Source organism: Leptospira mtsangambouensis, assembly GCF_004770475.1.
GTDB classification, from domain to species: Bacteria; Spirochaetota; Leptospiria; order Leptospirales; family Leptospiraceae; genus Leptospira_A; species Leptospira_A mtsangambouensis.
Genome location: NZ_RQHK01000003.1, coordinates 308,670 through 324,153 on the forward strand (window position 1 = coordinate 308,670; position 15,484 = coordinate 324,153).

The window sequence follows — 15,484 nt, forward strand, 5'->3', positions numbered from 1 at the left end:
CAAATGAACTTTAGAGACATACTCAAACAATCCGATGTGGTTTTAGGAGTGGGAACACTTCTGATTTTGGGAATGTTGATTGTCCCTTTACCGGGATTTGTCTTAGACATTCTGATTGTTGTGAGTATTGGGCTTGGGTTACTCATTCTCATGACAGCTTTGTCCGTGACCGAACCAAGTGAGTTTTCGATTTTTCCAAGTTTATTACTCATCACCACCTTATTTCGGTTAGCACTAAACGTATCCACCACAAGACAAATTTTATCAAAAGGCCCTGCGATGAATTCCAGTGTGATTGAAGCCTTTGGAACCTTTGTAGTGGGTGGAGAATCGGGACTTGGAAAATATGTAGTAGGACTTATTATCTTTATCATCCTTACCATCGTACAGGTGTTAGTCATCACGAAAGGTGCAACAAGGATCTCGGAAGTAGCAGCAAGGTTTACACTCGATGGTTTACCACAAAAACAAATGTCCATCGATATGGAATTGAATAGTGGTGCGATTACGGAAGCAGAAGCGAAAGTAAAACGAAAAAAGGTCCAACGGGAAGTTGATTTTTATGGGGCCATGGATGGAGCTTCGAAATTTGTGCAAGGGGATGTAAGGGCAGGGCTTATCATTACGGCCATTAACTTAATTGGTGGAATCCTCATTGGATCTACCATTCGTGGGGAATCCTTTCTCGCTTCGATTGAAACCTATGGAAAGTTTACGATTGGAGATGGACTCGTTTCTCAAATTCCGGGTCTTCTTTCCACAACTGCTACCGGTATCATTGTCACTCGTTCCAGTTCAGAAAAAAAACTAACAGTGGAGATCAAAGACCAACTTTTTGGAAATGCTAAAACCTTGTATGTAGTTTCGGGGGCACTTGGTCTTTCTAGTTTGATTCCTGGACTTCCATTCTTCTCATTACTCTTTTTAGCAGGTGCCATTGGTTATTTGGGATATTCCATTGAACAAGTGGCAAAAGAAGAAATCAAAAAAATAGAAAACGTTGCCCAAGAAAAAGTCCAAGAGAAAAAACCAGAAAACTATATCAAAGAAATTTCTGTGGAAGCCATCCAAGTGGAACTTGGTCGCGATTTACTCCCGTTAGTGGATGCCTCATCGGGTGGTCATTTACTTGAACAGATCGCCAATACACGAAAAAAATTCGCAATTGATTTTGGACTCGTGATTCCAGCCATTCGAATCATAGACAATTTAGAAATCCCTCATGATAACTATAGCATTCGTATCAATGGAGTGGTGGTTGGCCAATCGGCAGTCAGAGCAGATCGACTGATGGCAATGAATAACACTGCACGTAACTTGGATCCAATTGTAGGAGAACCATTTACGGAACCGGCATTTGGTTTGAAAGCAACTTGGATTGATCCAAATGATAAAATTGAAGTGGAGAACAAAGGTTATTCGGTTGTGGATCCATCAACGGTTATCATCACTCATCTAAAAGAGTTAATTTCGAATTATGCATCACAACTTTTAGGAAGAGAAGAAGTGAAAGCACTTCTCGAACATTTACGACAAACACATCCCACTCTTGTGGGAGAATTGGATTACGATAAACAAGGAAGACTTGGGATCATCCAACAAACCTTACAAAACCTTCTTGCAGAAGGATTATCCATTAAAAACCTTCCGAAAATTATGGATGCCATTGCGAACCATCTGCCAAGGACAAACAATCCTTTTGATTTGGCAGAACATGTAAGGCAAGCTTTGTCACGTCAAATCATCAATGATTTCCTTTCTCCAGATGGAAAGTTACATGTGGTGACCATTGACCCAAGGATCATTGATCGTATGAACAAAAGTATCACACTGGATGAAACGGATGGAAGTAAACTCATCATCCTTCCGCATGATGTTCGTGTGAGGATTTTGGAATCGGTTTACAATGAATTACAAAAGGCATTGGATGAGAATAGATTCCTTATCTTTGTGGTTTCTAGATACTTGAGACAAGCCTTTGCATTCTTTTTGACAAAGGAACTACCCCCCAGGAACTTTGCAGTAATTGCTTCTGAAGAAATCCATAGAGGGGTTCCGACAGAAATTGCCTCGGTTCTAAGCCTTCCTTCCAGAGAGGAACACCCACAAGAAGCATAGGAGATTTTTTGACAAGTTCAGTTCCATCGTACCGCATTTCTGTTGCCCCGATGATGGACTGGACGGACAGACATTTCCGGTTTTTTATCCGGCTTATCTCCAAACGCGCGTTACTCTATACGGAGATGGTGACCACAGGTGCCATCCTTCGTGGAAAAGACAACCATAGATATTTAGATTTTTCAAAAGAAGAACATCCCGTTGCTCTCCAGTTAGGTGGCGATTCACCCACGGCACTGGCTGAATGTGCCAAAATTGGGGAAGATTATGGTTATGATGAAATCAATCTGAATGTGGGTTGTCCTTCTGATAGGGTCCAAAGTGGCAGTTTCGGTGCCTGTCTAATGAAAGAACCAGAACTTGTTGCTGAGATGGTCTCCGCTTGTAAGACAAAGGTCAAAATTCCAGTTACCGTCAAACATCGAATTGGTGTGAACGGAAAAGAAAGTTACGAGGATTTATATCATTTTGTTTCCAAAATTAAGGAAGCAGGAGTGGATCATAGCATCGTTCATGCTAGGATTGCGATTTTAGAAGGACTTTCTCCCAAAGAAAATCGAACAGTTCCTCCCCTCCGTTATCAAGATGTTTATCGATTAAAAGATGAATTCCCCGATTTACCAATAACGATCAATGGGGGAATTAAAACCCATGCTGAGATTAAAGAACATCTAACAAAAGTAGATGGAGTCATGATAGGGCGTGCGGCTTACGACAATCCATTTTTATTTCATGAAGTGGACCAATTGTATTTTGGAGCAAAAGAAAATCCTCTTTCGAGAGAAGAAGTGCTTCGTGAACTTATCTCCTATATTCACTCGGCTCTTAAAAAAGACGGAAAAGTGCATCATATTCTACGCCATATTTTGGGACTTTATTTTGGAGAAAGGGGAGCCAGAGAATTTCGAAAATTTCTCACGGATCGAATGCATCTTCCTTACGCCAACGAATCCATCCTTCTGGATTATTTAAAACGTTAAGGATCTGGAGGGCGTAAGGCCAGCGAATCGTCTAACGACGAGAAGCTGGCGGAAGCGAAAGCGCACCCCGGAGGAGCCTGACCCTTGGAAAATAAAAGCTTTCAATCGGGACAAATTGGGGAACGCCCAAAGAAAAGAAATAGAAGTCAATTCAATTATTTAAAATTAGAAGATATATATTAACTTAGATTAGACGGTTCGTGTCTGGCGTTTGTTCTAAAAATTCTGGATTTGCCTGAAAAACACGGAGAAAACTCATCGAAAATCTATTAAAATCAAATGAGTTGACAGGGCGGTTTCTCTTCCCAGCCTGGTTAAATTGAGAGGGAATACCATGACCAAGCCACTCACCGTACAAAGTGACAAAACAATGCTTCTAGAGGTTGATAACCCAGAATTTGAAGCCTGTCGGGACCTCGTTTCCAAGTTTGCTGAGCTCGAAAAAAGCCCGGAATATATGCATACGTATCGCATTTCTCCACTTTCTTTGTGGAATGCTGCTTCCATTAAAATGACGGCAGATGAGATCATTGAAGGTTTAACTAAGTTTGCACGTTATTCCGTTCCTAAAAACGTAATGAATGAAGTGAGAGAACAAATCTCTCGTTACGGAAAAGTAAAACTAGTGAAGGAAGAATCTGGGGAATTGTATATCATTTCCAACGAAAAAGGATTCATTACTGAAATTGCGAATAACCGCGCCGTTCAACCCTTTGTGGATGGAATGGAAGGTGATAAAATTCGTATCAAAAAAGAATACCGCGGTCACATCAAACAAGCGTTAATCAAAATTGGTTTCCCTGTGGAAGACCTTGCTGGTTACGATGAAGGAAATAAATATCCATTTAATTTGCGCCCTGTTACCGTTGGTGGTATCAAGTTTGGAATGCGTGACTACCAAAGAGCTTCGGTTGAGGCCTTCCATGCTGGTGGACGTAACGAAGGGGGATCTGGGGTTGTGGTCCTTCCTTGCGGTGCGGGAAAAACCATTGTGGGGATGGGGGTTATGCAAATTGTCGGAGCAGAAACTCTGATTCTTGTTACGAACACTTTGTCCATTCGTCAGTGGAGAAATGAAATTTTAGACAAAACCGATATCCCTGAATCGGACATCGGTGAGTATTCGGGTGAACTCAAAGAAATCAAACCGATTACCATTGCAACTTATAATATCTTAACTCATCGAAAGAAAAAAGGTGGGGACTTCACACACTTTCATATTTTCAGCGCTAACAACTGGGGACTGATTGTTTATGATGAGGTTCACTTATTACCAGCTCCTGTATTTCGTATGACTTCAGAACTCCAAGCCAAACGTAGGTTAGGTTTGACTGCGACTCTTGTTCGTGAAGATGGACTAGAAGAAGATGTGTTTTCTCTCATTGGTCCTAAAAAGTATGATGTACCATGGAAAGAACTCGAAGCCAAGTCTTGGATTGCTGAAGCCAATTGTGTGGAAATTCGTGTTCCTATGGAAGATGATCTTCGTATGAAGTATTCTGTGGCTGATGACCGTGAGAAGTTTCGTTTGGCATCGGAAAATCCAGAAAAACTCCGTGCGATCAGTTATATTCTAAAAAAACACTCCACTAACAACATTTTGGTGATTGGGCAGTATATCAATCAGTTAGAAGAAATTTCGAACACTTTCAAAATTCCTTTGATTACTGGAAAAACTCCGCTGCCTGAAAGACAAGAGCTCTACCAAGCGTTCCGTTCTGGTCAAATCAAACAACTTGTGGTTTCTAAGGTGGCAAACTTCTCCATCGACTTACCAGATGCGAACATTGCCATCCAGGTATCGGGAACCTTTGGTTCCAGACAAGAAGAGGCGCAGCGTCTAGGGCGTATCCTTCGTCCGAAAGCCCAAGACAACACGGCCATTTTTTACTCGCTGATTTCGCGTGATACGAACGAAGAAAGGTTTGGTCAAAACAGACAGCTCTTCCTCACCGAACAAGGGTATGAATACGAAATTTATACTCTGGATCAGTTCAAAGAAACAGTTCCAGAGGAATCACTCACTAAATAGAGGACAAAATGAAACTTGTAGCAAAACGACTGGATGTCGTAGAACCTTCTCCCACTCTCGCGATCACTGCCAAAGCCAATCAGTTGAAAGCGAGTGGACTTGATGTTGTTGGATTTGGAGCAGGGGAACCTGACTTTGATACACCAGCACATATCAAAGAAGCTGCCAAAAAGGCAATGGACCAAGGGAAAACCAAATACACTCCTGTGAGTGGAACTGTTTCTTTGAAAGAGGCCATCATTCGTAAATTTGAAACCGAAAATGGTCTGAAATACGAAAAGAACCAAATCATTGTAGGAACAGGTGGAAAACAGGTTCTCTACAATTTTTTTATGGCGACTCTCAATCCTGGTGACGAGGTAATCATCCCTGCACCGTATTGGGTGAGTTATGCGGATATCGTTCGTTTGGCGGAAGGAACACCGGTGATTGTGGCAACAGACATTTCCAATGGATTTAAAATCACACCAGAACAATTGGAAAAAGCCATCACTCCCAAAACTAAAGTTTTTATTTTTAATTCTCCATCGAACCCAACAGGTGCGGCTTACACTCGTTCGGATGTAGAAGCACTGGTAAAAGTTTTGGAACCAAAAGATATCATAACAGTTTCTGATGATATTTATGAAAAAATCATTTATGATGGATTGGAATTTGTAAATCCCGCCATGATTTCACCTAAGATGAAGGAAAAAACCTTTGTCATCAATGGTGTGTCCAAAGCATACTCGATGACAGGTTGGAGGATTGGATACGGGGCAGGAAACGCAGAGATTGTGAAAAACATGGACACCATGCAAGGACAATCCACAAGCAATGCTTCCTCCATTTCCCAAGCAGCTGCTGAGGCTGCGCTCACTGGAGACCAAACACCTGTGACAGAAATGCTGAAGGCCTTTGACAAACGTCGTAAACTCATCGTGGGATTATTGCGTGAGATTCCAGGTGTGGAATGTCGGATGCCAGAAGGTGCTTTTTATGCCTTCCCTTATATCACGGGTGTTTACGCAACTCCTGGGTTCAAACGACTACTCGCAGAGAAAAAAGAAAGTTCTTATTCCAAACTTTTTTGTGATGTCCTCCTTGATAAATACAATGTGGCCGCAGTGCCAGGCATAGCTTTTGGGGATGATAAAGCCATTCGTTTGTCTTATGCGTTAGGTGATAAAGACATTGAAAAAGGTGTGGCTCGCATCAAACAAATGGTTGAGGATTTACAAAAATAGAATGGTGTCTGTCCCTTTACTGAAAAAATTTTGTAGAGGGACAGAGTTTTCTAACTTCTTCTCTAATTTGCGACAGGTTTTGATTTTAAATTTTTTTTCAGTTTTCCTTTTAATTCTGGTAGGTCCCGTTTTAGGAGCACCCACCTTACAAGAAAAATCCAAACAGACCAAACCCTCTGAACTTGTAAAACGGGATTCCAACTCCCAAATTGTGATTCCGGTGATTGGTCTCAACTTACATTTGTTTGCTGATCAGAAAAGTGATGTGTTGCGAAAACTAAAATTTGGAGAACCAGTTTCCTTTGACAAGGATTCGCTGGAAAGCCCCAAAGAAGATTGGATTCCTGTAAAATTAGAAGACGGGCTTTCTGGGTTTATCAAACGTTCTATTGTTCGTTCGGTTCCGCCCAAACAGTATTTGTCTACTTTGTTATTTGAAGCAGAACGAATGATTCTTTCCAATCAAATTGATTTTCCTGCCAAACAAGAGATTACCGATACTATTTTTGCCATTTCTTCTGCGGGAAAATTTACAGGGGATGATTTTATATTTATCCGAGCCAAAGCCGGATTTTTCCTAAAAAAAACAGTCGATCTTATGAATACAAAAGGAATCAAACCGGACAATGATCCAGGTACTTTGGAATTTTTAAAACGCCACCAAACCAGGTTGTTGTATGATTATAATTCTGGGAAATACTATGTAGATTCAAATTATTTTTGGAAACTACTAGAAGCATATCCAAAAACAAAACATTCGGATTACGCCGGTTATTTGGCAACAGAAAGTATGCCGAATGCAGATTGTAATGTGGATTTGAAATGTCGTTTGGAAGAAATGAGAAAGGGAAAACTTCGTTATATCTATTTATTTCCCACTGGTAATTATATTAATTTATACACTAAAGATTTAGTAAACAATTTGCAATCGATGACAAAAGATCCAGATTCTATCCCTTGTTTTGCTCCAGTGGGGGAAGGGATCAAATCAGAAATCAATCAAATGATTCGATATGCTTCAGAAATTGGACCTCGTGAAAAAAAACAAATCCTTCCTCATTTACAAATCCTAAAGAAAGAATGTTTTCGTTAACGCTTTTCTGAAATTTGGTAGAGGTTTTTGTGAAATTAAGTTACAAACTGTATCCATTCCAGCAAAATTCAGAGAATGAAAAATCTTTAGGTGATATTATCATCTTACATGGATTATTCGGTTCATCAAAAAACTGGGTGACCGTGGCAAAGTTTTTATCAAACTTCGGTTCAGTTTATACTGTTGACCAAAGAAACCATGGAGATTCTCCCCATGCTTCTGAACACTCTATCCGATTGATGTCAGAGGATTTGGAAGAATTCATTTTGGACCACCAAATCAAAAATCCGATTTTACTTGGTCACTCTATGGGTGGGCTTGTGGCAATGTATTTTGATTTTACTCATCCCTGCGTTTTGAATGCTTTGGTTGTGCAAGACATTGCACCAAGGTCCTATCCTTTTGGATATGATCAGGAAATCCAGTCTATGTCTTTTCCCTTGGAAGGATTCACTTCGCGGACTCAAATTGATACTGAGATGGCAAAATTTTTACCGGATACCTTTATTCGTCAGTTTTTACAAATGAGTTTGGAAAGGTTAGATTCGGGTGAGTATCGTTGGAAACTCAATGTGGAAGGACTGAATCAGGCAAGGCGAGTTTTTGATCATCCTTTTCCTGAAAAGATATCTTCCGACACAAATACTCTTTTTATTCTCGGGGGATCTTCAGACTATATTAAGGATACGGATGAAACCTTAATTCAGGATACTTTTTCTCATTTAACAATGGAAAGTATTTTGGGAGGTGGACATTATATTCATTATACCCATCAAGCAGAGTATTTAGAAATTTTAAAGAATTGGTTTCAATCGAAAATCTCCAACCACTGAAACAATAAAATTGAAAAAGAAGTTGGAGATTGGTTGTTTAGTGAGACGATACAAGCCAGGTCAAAAAAAGGATTAATCTTCCAGTAAAGACCTTAACATCCATGCTGTTTTTTCGTGAATGTCCAAACGTTGTGTGAGTAAGTCCAATGTTGCTTGGTCGTTTCCTTTCTCAGCTGGTGCATAGGCGGCTCGCGCTGTACGAATCACTGCTTCATTTCCTTCCACTAAATGTTTGATCATCTCTTGGGCTTTCGGAACTTCTTTGTCTTCTGCGATGCTAGAATATTTTGCGAATTCCCAACCACCCATTGGTGCATAGTATCCAAGTGATCGAATCCTTTCAGCAATGGGATCAATTGCATTCCAAAGTTCCGTATACTGTGTCATAAACAGAATATGCAAAGTTTGAAACATTGGCCCCGTTACGTTCCAATGGTAACTATGAGTTTTTTGGTACAAAGTGTACGTATCTGCTAAAAGTTTTTTTAAAGACTCTGAGATCGCACTTCTTTCTTCTTCTGGGATTCCAATATTAATTTTCATCATTTATCCTTTTGGTTTACTATGTATTATTTCTTTAGTTCTGAAACGATTCGTTCTACTAGACTTTCAGCAACAAAATCATATTGGCTGGTGGTTAACAAAATGTCCTCACGACTCCAGATGAGCCCAAGTCCTAAACTATATTGGATTAATTTTCCTATGGTCCAATCTGCTCCTGGTTTTTTACGGGCATTGACGATGACCTGGCCTGATTCTATATGAACTATTTTTAGGGAAACTGTATCCACTAAATTGGGGATGAGTTTTCCTTTTTCATCGTATTTTTTGAGTGCAGATCCTCGACCAAAAATCAAGGCATCCACACCAAGCACTTTTCCCAATCGAACGGCTGTTTGTGTATCGATGATTCCAGTTTTAGAAAAACTTTGTTCGTTTACTACTTTTGAAAGTTGTTCTCTTTCGATTACTTTGATTGGAAGTAATTTTGCAATTTGCAAAGAGACTGCATCGGTGAATTCATCTCCCCATTTGGCCTCTTCAATGTCAAAAAGCAGAACTGCCACTTTTGAAATTCCCAAATCTGTTTTTCCCGATTCTGGGTATTGGACAGCAGCATCCATAGTGCGACAATTTGCAAAGGATAGGCAAAGGAGGAGGGCTAAGCACGCTAAATATGGTTTCATAGATTTCCTTAAGAAATGATGGAAGGATCGCAAACCGGCAATTCTTTTTCGGTTCAAAAACAGGCATTTTGGAAAATTCGCTTTTCCAATTGTGGTCTCTCCTAGATTTTTCCAACTAGGTCCTTTAATGAAAAAGATTCTCAGTACGTTTATCATTGTTTTCACCTTTTTTTTGCTAGGTGCAGGTTATTATTTTTCATCTTCCATTGTCTCCTTTCCCGTCACTACCTTAGAAGAAGATAAGACGAAATTAAAGATCAATTCCATTTCTGATTTTGGACTCCCTGAACCAGAGTCCATTCGATTTCAAAACGGAAATCTTCGTTTGCGTGGTTGGTATTTCAAAAATCCAAAAAAGAAAAAATGTGGTGTTGTTTTGCTCCACGGACATACAAGAACTCGTTTCGGTGTTTTGAAATACGCTCCTTTGTTTTGGAAACGAGGTTGCAGTTTGTTCCTCTATGATGCTCGTCATCATGGTGAAAGTGGAGGAGAATACGGAACGTACGGATTTTATGAAAAAATTGATTTAGAAAGGGCCATTGAGTTCTTTTCTGAGATTAGTACAGTTCCAGAAGAACAGATTGGAATTTTTGGTGCTTCGTTTGGTGCCGCAACGGCATTACAATATGCAGAAGGACGAAATGACTTTGCATTTGTGATTGCGGATTCCCCTTTTATGGATATGCGTTCGATTGTAGAAAAAAGAGCAGTGGATTTGTATTCACCTGTGGTATTGTTTCTTTCTCCCATAGCCCTTTCTCTCGCTGAACTTCGTGCCGATTTTCTTGTGGATGAAGTCTCTCCTAAAAAAGCAGCAAAATTTATATCTTTGCCGGTACTTTTGATTCATTCGAAGACAGATGAGATTACCCCGGTTTTTCATTCTGAGGAAATTTTTCAAAATTTAAAATCGAATCATAAACAATTGGTGGAAACGGATTGGGGAGCTAATCATTGTAAATCGATTGACGTTCGCCCGAGTGAATATGAATCCATAGTGAATTCTTTTCTAAAAGAACATACTTCCTTCCCTAAGTGATATGCATTGAAGGATGATCGGGTTTATTTTTTATAAATAAAATTTAGATAAGATCCAGTGGATTCGTTTGTTTAAAATTAAGAAGATATCTTTTTCCTTTAGCCCAATTTCTATTACCCATGATTGAGGGATTTCTTGAATTATCCTTTGAAAATCAAATTGGATGATTTGGGAAAGATATCGATTGTTTTGAATGGTTTCCGATACAAAGATATGATTGGATGGGAGTGTTTTTGACTCTTCCATGATGGATTCATTTAAAAATTCACAGCTTCCGTGATCAATGATCCAAAGTTTCCCAGTTCGATCTTTTAAAAAATTATTACTTTGTTTGGTTCTATCGAAATTTTTGAAAAAGAAATCAATTGCCACTATTTGGTTTTTAATTTCTACACTCATTGAGTTCGGTTCTAATTCTTGCGTTTCTATTTGATTTTCAATACAATCCAACATTAAATTCAAACCAAAACTCTTTTTTACTAAATCATCGAATTCATCGGTTCCAAAATCCCATGGGAACTCATCAGGAAGGAGAATGGGGTATACATTCGGAACATTGAACCCTAAAGAAAAACAAACTCGATTGACGAGAAACTCTTGGATTAGACTTTTTACTCCGTTCCCAGCTCCTTTCATTTTGAGAATGTATGTTTTCCCATCGTTTGCTTTGATTTTTGTAGGAAACGAACTTCCTTTATAGAGTTCTAGAATTTTAGTTACTTCCAACATAAGGTAAAGGAATTTCGATTCTTATTGATAATTTCACCTATCGATAGATAGGTGATTGATTTTAGCGTATTTTGATTAATCTAGGTAGAGCTTCCCAGTTTCCATCATCTTGTGTGAATCGAGTGAGGTAAATTGGGAAAAAACCAACGCCAGTACCTGCGGAGATTGCATAGCTGTAGTTTAATTTTCCATTGGCCGATTGAAGTTGTTCTGCATTGGAAATCCCCGTGCTGTATGTTCCTGGAAATCCTGGTAATAGAGTAACGCTTGCTAAAGAATCTGTGCTACGAAAAATTTCGATGGTAGGTGTTGAAAAAGTAGGATTACTCGAAAGGATAAAATAATCTGCGTTCCCAGAACTTTTGACAGTTCTCAGAATTCCACTAGTGCCTGAATTAATAATGGAAGAATTGAATCCTGAAATTGGCGAGGCATTTCTTACCAAAATTGGGTTTGGTAATGAGTAATTATCTGCATTGAATGTATAACCAATAGGTGCAGTGCCAAAGGTGGCAACAAATTTCCCTCTGACAAAAACAGGAAGTGATTCAAAATTCTGGGTTCCATCGAAAATGACAACACGATTGCTTATCGTATTCCCTTCAATACTTCTTACCTGAATAGGGGAAGTTAAAGATGAACTTGGACATTGAAGGTATTCAGTTCCACCGATAGACACGATTTGAAAGCCGACTGAGTTTACAATTGAATTAGCAAGGTTACAGCTATAGCTAGAATTTAAATCTTGGTTTACTGAAAAATCAGCATTCAGGAGGATCGGTTTTGTTTCTACCGCGCTATAGAATGTCGGCGAAATGAGATACCGACCATTGCCAAAATAAAACGCTGGATAAATCCATGGAAAATTGTCTGGTCGATACAAAAAAAATGTTGGGTCTAGTGTAAGTCCTGTCACCACACTAGAGTTAGGTGTAAAAAATGCAGGAATCCGCAAGGCTAAGTTACGAAATCCAAGTATATTTGGTGGAGGACCAGCAAAATCATGTTTTTCTTCAGCAAGAAAAAATACATATTCTGATCCATTAAAAACCGGTTTTGATATTTTTAATACTACCTCATAGCCTACCCCTTTTTCAATGGTTACCCCGTCAATTTTTGTAACCAAATCATAATTCTCTCCATCTGAGGAGGATGCAATGTATCCGATGGAAGTATTTTGACTAGGGGAGACATAGGAAGTTAGAACTTCTAAATAAATAAACTGCCTTCCGTTCACTGACCCGAGAGAAGTAAAAGAAATGTTCGTGGCCAAACGATTTCGATAATTGGCAATATCTTCTAAAATGAATTGAACAATTCCTCCTTGTGTTAATAAAGAAAATGATTGTTTGGTGATTCCGTTGTAGATGCGAAAGCTGGCTGCACCGACAAGAGTTCCTCCTGAAGTGGCAACGGAGAGATTCGCAATCCCACGTTCGCTAAAGTATAAAAAACCGCGACCATTGGCATCGAGAGTGACTGTATAGGATTGAACATTCCCTGATTCTCCATTTTGGGAAGGGATGGTTCCATTTTCGTCTGCTTCATTAAAAACAGAATAAGTGACGACCCCGTTGATGTATGGATTTCCACTGGGATCGGTAAACTTCATAAAAACAACAGTTTGGCTGTAAGTATTAAAGGCATCGGCTAAACTTAATAATCTTAACATAGATTGTAAAGAACCGAGGTCTTCTGCGGGGTCTAAACTAGAAGGTTTGAAGATTCTGCAATGGAATGTGAAAAGAAGAATGAATATTGTTATGGATGTCTTTTTCATTTGGATTTCCCTTAAAATAGAATTGAATAACGAACTTCTGCATACACTGAATTCATCTGTGGTCGAATGCCCGTGATGGAATATGGTCTATCCCAACCAGAATCCCAGTCGAAACCTTCTCTAATTTGTTTGCCTCCAGTGCTGACAGAAGGGCGATCGGGATACCGGTCTCTCCCAATCATATAGGCATGGATGACATTAGTGATGTAAATGATACCTGCTGTTCCGAGGCCAGCCAAATATTTGATATTTGCTTCTTTGGCATTGTTTTTACTTTTTGTGATTAGATCTTCCGTAATGGAAGTCTCAACAAATCCTCCAATAAATTCAGAAGGCAAACTCACATTTTGTGCATTGAATCTGGTGCCTGGTCCTCCGATTTGGTTGAGTAAGACCATTGTATCGTAATGGGACTTTGCATTTTGTTCTTCGGTGCGTAGAGGCCCAAGTGAATAGAGAAGAGTGCCAAAAAATAAAGTACCAAAGGTCCCAGCTGATACAGTATAACCACCACAATACTGGCCCCATCCAGGGATTAACGCAGATCGCCAAATCAAAGCTAGCCGGCCTCCGCATTGGGCTGCTGCCGGAGAGGGACCTAGTTTTCTTGTTGCGAGCCATTCTGCTTCCGCTTTCGCTTCTCTTTCCGCTAGTGTTTCTTTGTTTTTTTCTTCAGCGAGTCTTGTTTGTTCCGCAAGTTTTGCTTCTTCTTCCAGACGTTTCTGTTCTTTTGCTTCTGCAAGAAGTCTTTCTTTTTCAAGTTTCGCTTTTTCTTTTTCTTCTTTTTCTCGTAATTTTTTTTCTTCTGCAATTCGAATTTTTTCGGCTTCTTGTTCGCTCACGTCTTTATAGACAACTTTTAAAATTTGGGATTTAGAAATGATTTGTGATCCTTCTGCGGTTTGCACAGTGAGTCCTCGTTCATTTTGGTCGGTAACTTTCCCTTTTATTGTCTTCCCATTTTTTAGAATGACAGTATTGACTGCGAATAGGGGAAGGGTCACAAGGCACAGAAATATTATTAAAAGTGTTTTTTTCATATAATGCAGAATTAATATAGATTCATAAAAATCTTACATTGATTCAAGAAATTGCAAGAGAATTTTGGGAGGATTAATTGGTGAATGGTGGTATGCATGTTTTATTCTTTTTTCGTGTCAAAATGAGTTTTTTGTTCAATCCAAGTTGTTTCAGTTGAAATGCAAAATTGAAAACAAATCCCAGGCAACTGCTCTGAAAACTAGTGGGCCTATCTTTTCTTCCTTTTCGTTGGTAGGCATACTAGTTTGCCCTATGTTTGTACAGGTAGGAATAAGCAGATGAATCGGTGAGATTTTGAGCGCTTGGTAAAATGATGGGAAGTGTGAGGAACTATCTTTATTTATTTACCAATAAACCCTAGTTCAGTCAGTTACGGCCAGACATCACGTGAAGGTTTTGGTTATCTTCAGTTTAACGTGCGTTATTAGAAAGTAAACTTTCCCCGCCCTGATCGAACTGGGTGGGGTAATCCACCCGCCACCCAATAAGCTCCTTCTATCACAAAAGCTAAAGAATTCCAACTAACAATCGCTCTTTCCAAAAAAAACTCTCAATAAGTTCGCCTTTTGCAAATCTGTGCGCAAGCAGGAGAGGAGAGCCAATCCTTTCAAACAAACAACCGTTCGCCTGTACCATCTATCTTACATTAGCCGCTTACCTGCAATCGCCTATACTCCGTTATCCGCCACAATCCCTTGTGCATCCACCATCCGAATTATGTCTCATTACATCTACTAACGAACCACAAATCATATAAAAAAATCTTATCTTTCTTCCATGAACTGCGAACTTTTTTATAAAAGCTTGTTGACCGCTTGGGTTTTGAAATTACTTTGGTTTTTACCGCATGATTCTTTAACGAACCATGAAACCGGTAGCTTGCAGGCGACTGTGGGCGGAGGGAGAGGAAGATCTTCCTTTGCGAAAGCAAAACGAATAACCGACATTTTAATTTTCCACGAGAATACTCCTGGGTGATTAGTCTGTAGGGAAACATTCGTTCTTTGACAACATATATACGACATTGTAAAGAAAACAAACAATGCGCCGAGGGCCATACAGATGCCGAGTCATGTATGGTTCATCAAAAAAGACGAACAAAAAAACTTTAGGATATTATTCGTAAGAGTAATATGGTCAAGTAATTAAGGGCGTACGGTGGATGCCAAGGCACTAGAAGGCGATGAAGGACGTGGTTTGCTGCGATAAGCGACGGGGAGTTGTAAACAAGCTTTGATCCGTCGATTTCCGAATGGGGGAACCCTACACGGCTAAACCGTGTAACACAGCAATGTGGGCAAGACCCAGGGAATTGAAACATCTTAGTACCTGGAGGAAGAGAAAGAAACCTCGATTCCGTCAGTAGCGGTGAGCGAAAGCGGATGAGCCTAAACCTCTGACTACGTTACAGATCTGGATCGCT

General features: G+C 39.6%; 12 protein-coding genes and 1 rRNA gene. 8 read left to right on the forward strand and 5 right to left on the reverse strand.

Going from position 1 to position 15,484, the window contains the following annotated elements:
* Window positions 1-3: 3 nt before the first annotated feature.
* The 6 genes from EHR01_RS08070 (at window position 4) to EHR01_RS08095 (ending at window position 8,282) form a co-directional block, all read left to right on the forward strand.
* Window positions 4-2,118: a flagellar biosynthesis protein FlhA gene (locus EHR01_RS08070; RefSeq protein WP_135694166.1), complete on the forward strand. Its 2,115-nt coding sequence runs from the start codon at window positions 4-6 to the stop codon at window positions 2,116-2,118.
* Between the two features lie 50 nt (window positions 2,119-2,168).
* Window positions 2,169-3,098, forward strand: a complete 930-nt coding sequence (gene dusA / locus EHR01_RS08075; protein ID WP_244310027.1) for a tRNA dihydrouridine(20/20a) synthase DusA — start codon at window positions 2,169-2,171, stop codon at window positions 3,096-3,098.
* 334 nt (window positions 3,099-3,432) lie between these two features.
* On the forward strand, window positions 3,433-5,130 hold the full coding sequence (locus tag EHR01_RS08080) for a DNA repair helicase XPB (RefSeq protein WP_135694168.1): 1,698 nt from the start codon (window positions 3,433-3,435) through the stop codon (window positions 5,128-5,130).
* A gap of 8 nt (window positions 5,131-5,138) precedes the next feature.
* Window positions 5,139-6,356 (forward strand): pyridoxal phosphate-dependent aminotransferase, encoded by a 1,218-nt coding sequence (locus EHR01_RS08085; protein WP_135694169.1) that lies wholly within the window; start codon window positions 5,139-5,141, stop codon window positions 6,354-6,356.
* Between the two features lies 1 nt (window position 6,357).
* Complete coding sequence (locus EHR01_RS08090; RefSeq protein ID WP_135694170.1) at window positions 6,358-7,449, forward strand: SH3 domain-containing protein; 1,092 nt, start codon at window positions 6,358-6,360, stop codon at window positions 7,447-7,449.
* A 29-nt stretch (window positions 7,450-7,478) separates the two neighbouring features.
* Window positions 7,479-8,282, forward strand: coding sequence for an alpha/beta fold hydrolase (locus EHR01_RS08095; protein WP_135694171.1), 804 nt, complete (start codon window positions 7,479-7,481; stop codon window positions 8,280-8,282).
* 72 nt (window positions 8,283-8,354) lie between these two features.
* On the opposite strand, the gene EHR01_RS08100 is transcribed toward EHR01_RS08095, so the two are convergent.
* Together EHR01_RS08100 and EHR01_RS08105 are read right to left on the reverse strand one after the other, a co-directional pair.
* Entirely contained in the window at window positions 8,355-8,828 is a 474-nt protein-coding gene (locus tag EHR01_RS08100) for a Dps family protein (protein WP_208652744.1), read from the reverse strand.
* A 23-nt stretch (window positions 8,829-8,851) separates the two neighbouring features.
* Window positions 8,852-9,469, reverse strand: coding sequence for a CsgG/HfaB family protein (locus EHR01_RS08105; RefSeq protein ID WP_244310024.1), 618 nt, complete (start codon window positions 9,467-9,469; stop codon window positions 8,852-8,854).
* A gap of 127 nt (window positions 9,470-9,596) precedes the next feature.
* Between EHR01_RS08105 and EHR01_RS08110 the strand changes: the two genes are divergently transcribed.
* Window positions 9,597-10,511 carry an alpha/beta hydrolase gene (locus tag EHR01_RS08110; RefSeq protein ID WP_135694172.1) on the forward strand — a complete coding sequence of 305 codons (915 nt, stop codon included), beginning with the start codon at window positions 9,597-9,599 and terminating at the stop codon, window positions 10,509-10,511.
* A 30-nt stretch (window positions 10,512-10,541) separates the two neighbouring features.
* Here the strand turns inward: EHR01_RS08110 and EHR01_RS08115 are convergent, their stop codons facing one another.
* The 3 genes from EHR01_RS08115 to EHR01_RS08125 all read right to left on the reverse strand — a co-directional run bounded on the left by EHR01_RS08115 (window position 10,542) and on the right by EHR01_RS08125 (window position 14,060).
* Entirely contained in the window at window positions 10,542-11,240 is a 699-nt protein-coding gene (locus EHR01_RS08115) for a HipA family kinase (RefSeq protein ID WP_135694173.1), read from the reverse strand.
* Window positions 11,241-11,301: 61 nt separating this feature from the next.
* A complete protein-coding gene (locus EHR01_RS08120; protein WP_135694174.1) occupies window positions 11,302-13,020 on the reverse strand; it encodes a hypothetical protein in 1,719 nt (572 codons plus the stop codon).
* An 11-nt stretch (window positions 13,021-13,031) separates the two neighbouring features.
* Window positions 13,032-14,060 carry an LA_0442/LA_0875 N-terminal domain-containing protein gene (locus EHR01_RS08125; RefSeq protein WP_135694175.1) on the reverse strand — a complete coding sequence of 343 codons (1,029 nt, stop codon included), beginning with the start codon at window positions 14,058-14,060 and terminating at the stop codon, window positions 13,032-13,034.
* A gap of 1,136 nt (window positions 14,061-15,196) precedes the next feature.
* On the opposite strand from EHR01_RS08125, the gene EHR01_RS08130 reads away from it, so the two are divergent.
* Window positions 15,197-15,484, forward strand: a 23S ribosomal RNA gene (locus EHR01_RS08130); the annotation flags it as partial.

Coding starts and splice junctions, on each gene's coding strand:
- EHR01_RS08070 (WP_135694166.1), top strand. CDS start 4: ATGAACTTTAGAGACATACTCAAACAATCCGATGTGGTTTTAGGAGTG.
- dusA (WP_244310027.1), top strand. CDS start 2,169: ATGATGGACTGGACGGACAGACATTTCCGGTTTTTTATCCGGCTTATC.
- EHR01_RS08080 (WP_135694168.1), top strand. CDS start 3,433: ATGACCAAGCCACTCACCGTACAAAGTGACAAAACAATGCTTCTAGAG.
- EHR01_RS08085 (WP_135694169.1), top strand. CDS start 5,139: ATGAAACTTGTAGCAAAACGACTGGATGTCGTAGAACCTTCTCCCACT.
- EHR01_RS08090 (WP_135694170.1), top strand. CDS start 6,358: ATGGTGTCTGTCCCTTTACTGAAAAAATTTTGTAGAGGGACAGAGTTT.
- EHR01_RS08100 (WP_208652744.1), bottom strand. CDS start 8,828: ATGATGAAAATTAATATTGGAATCCCAGAAGAAGAAAGAAGTGCGATC.
- EHR01_RS08105 (WP_244310024.1), bottom strand. CDS start 9,469: ATGAAACCATATTTAGCGTGCTTAGCCCTCCTCCTTTGCCTATCCTTT.
- EHR01_RS08110 (WP_135694172.1), top strand. CDS start 9,597: ATGAAAAAGATTCTCAGTACGTTTATCATTGTTTTCACCTTTTTTTTG.
- EHR01_RS08115 (WP_135694173.1), bottom strand. CDS start 11,240: ATGTTGGAAGTAACTAAAATTCTAGAACTCTATAAAGGAAGTTCGTTT.
- EHR01_RS08120 (WP_135694174.1), bottom strand. CDS start 13,020: ATGAAAAAGACATCCATAACAATATTCATTCTTCTTTTCACATTCCAT.
- EHR01_RS08125 (WP_135694175.1), bottom strand. CDS start 14,060: ATGAAAAAAACACTTTTAATAATATTTCTGTGCCTTGTGACCCTTCCC.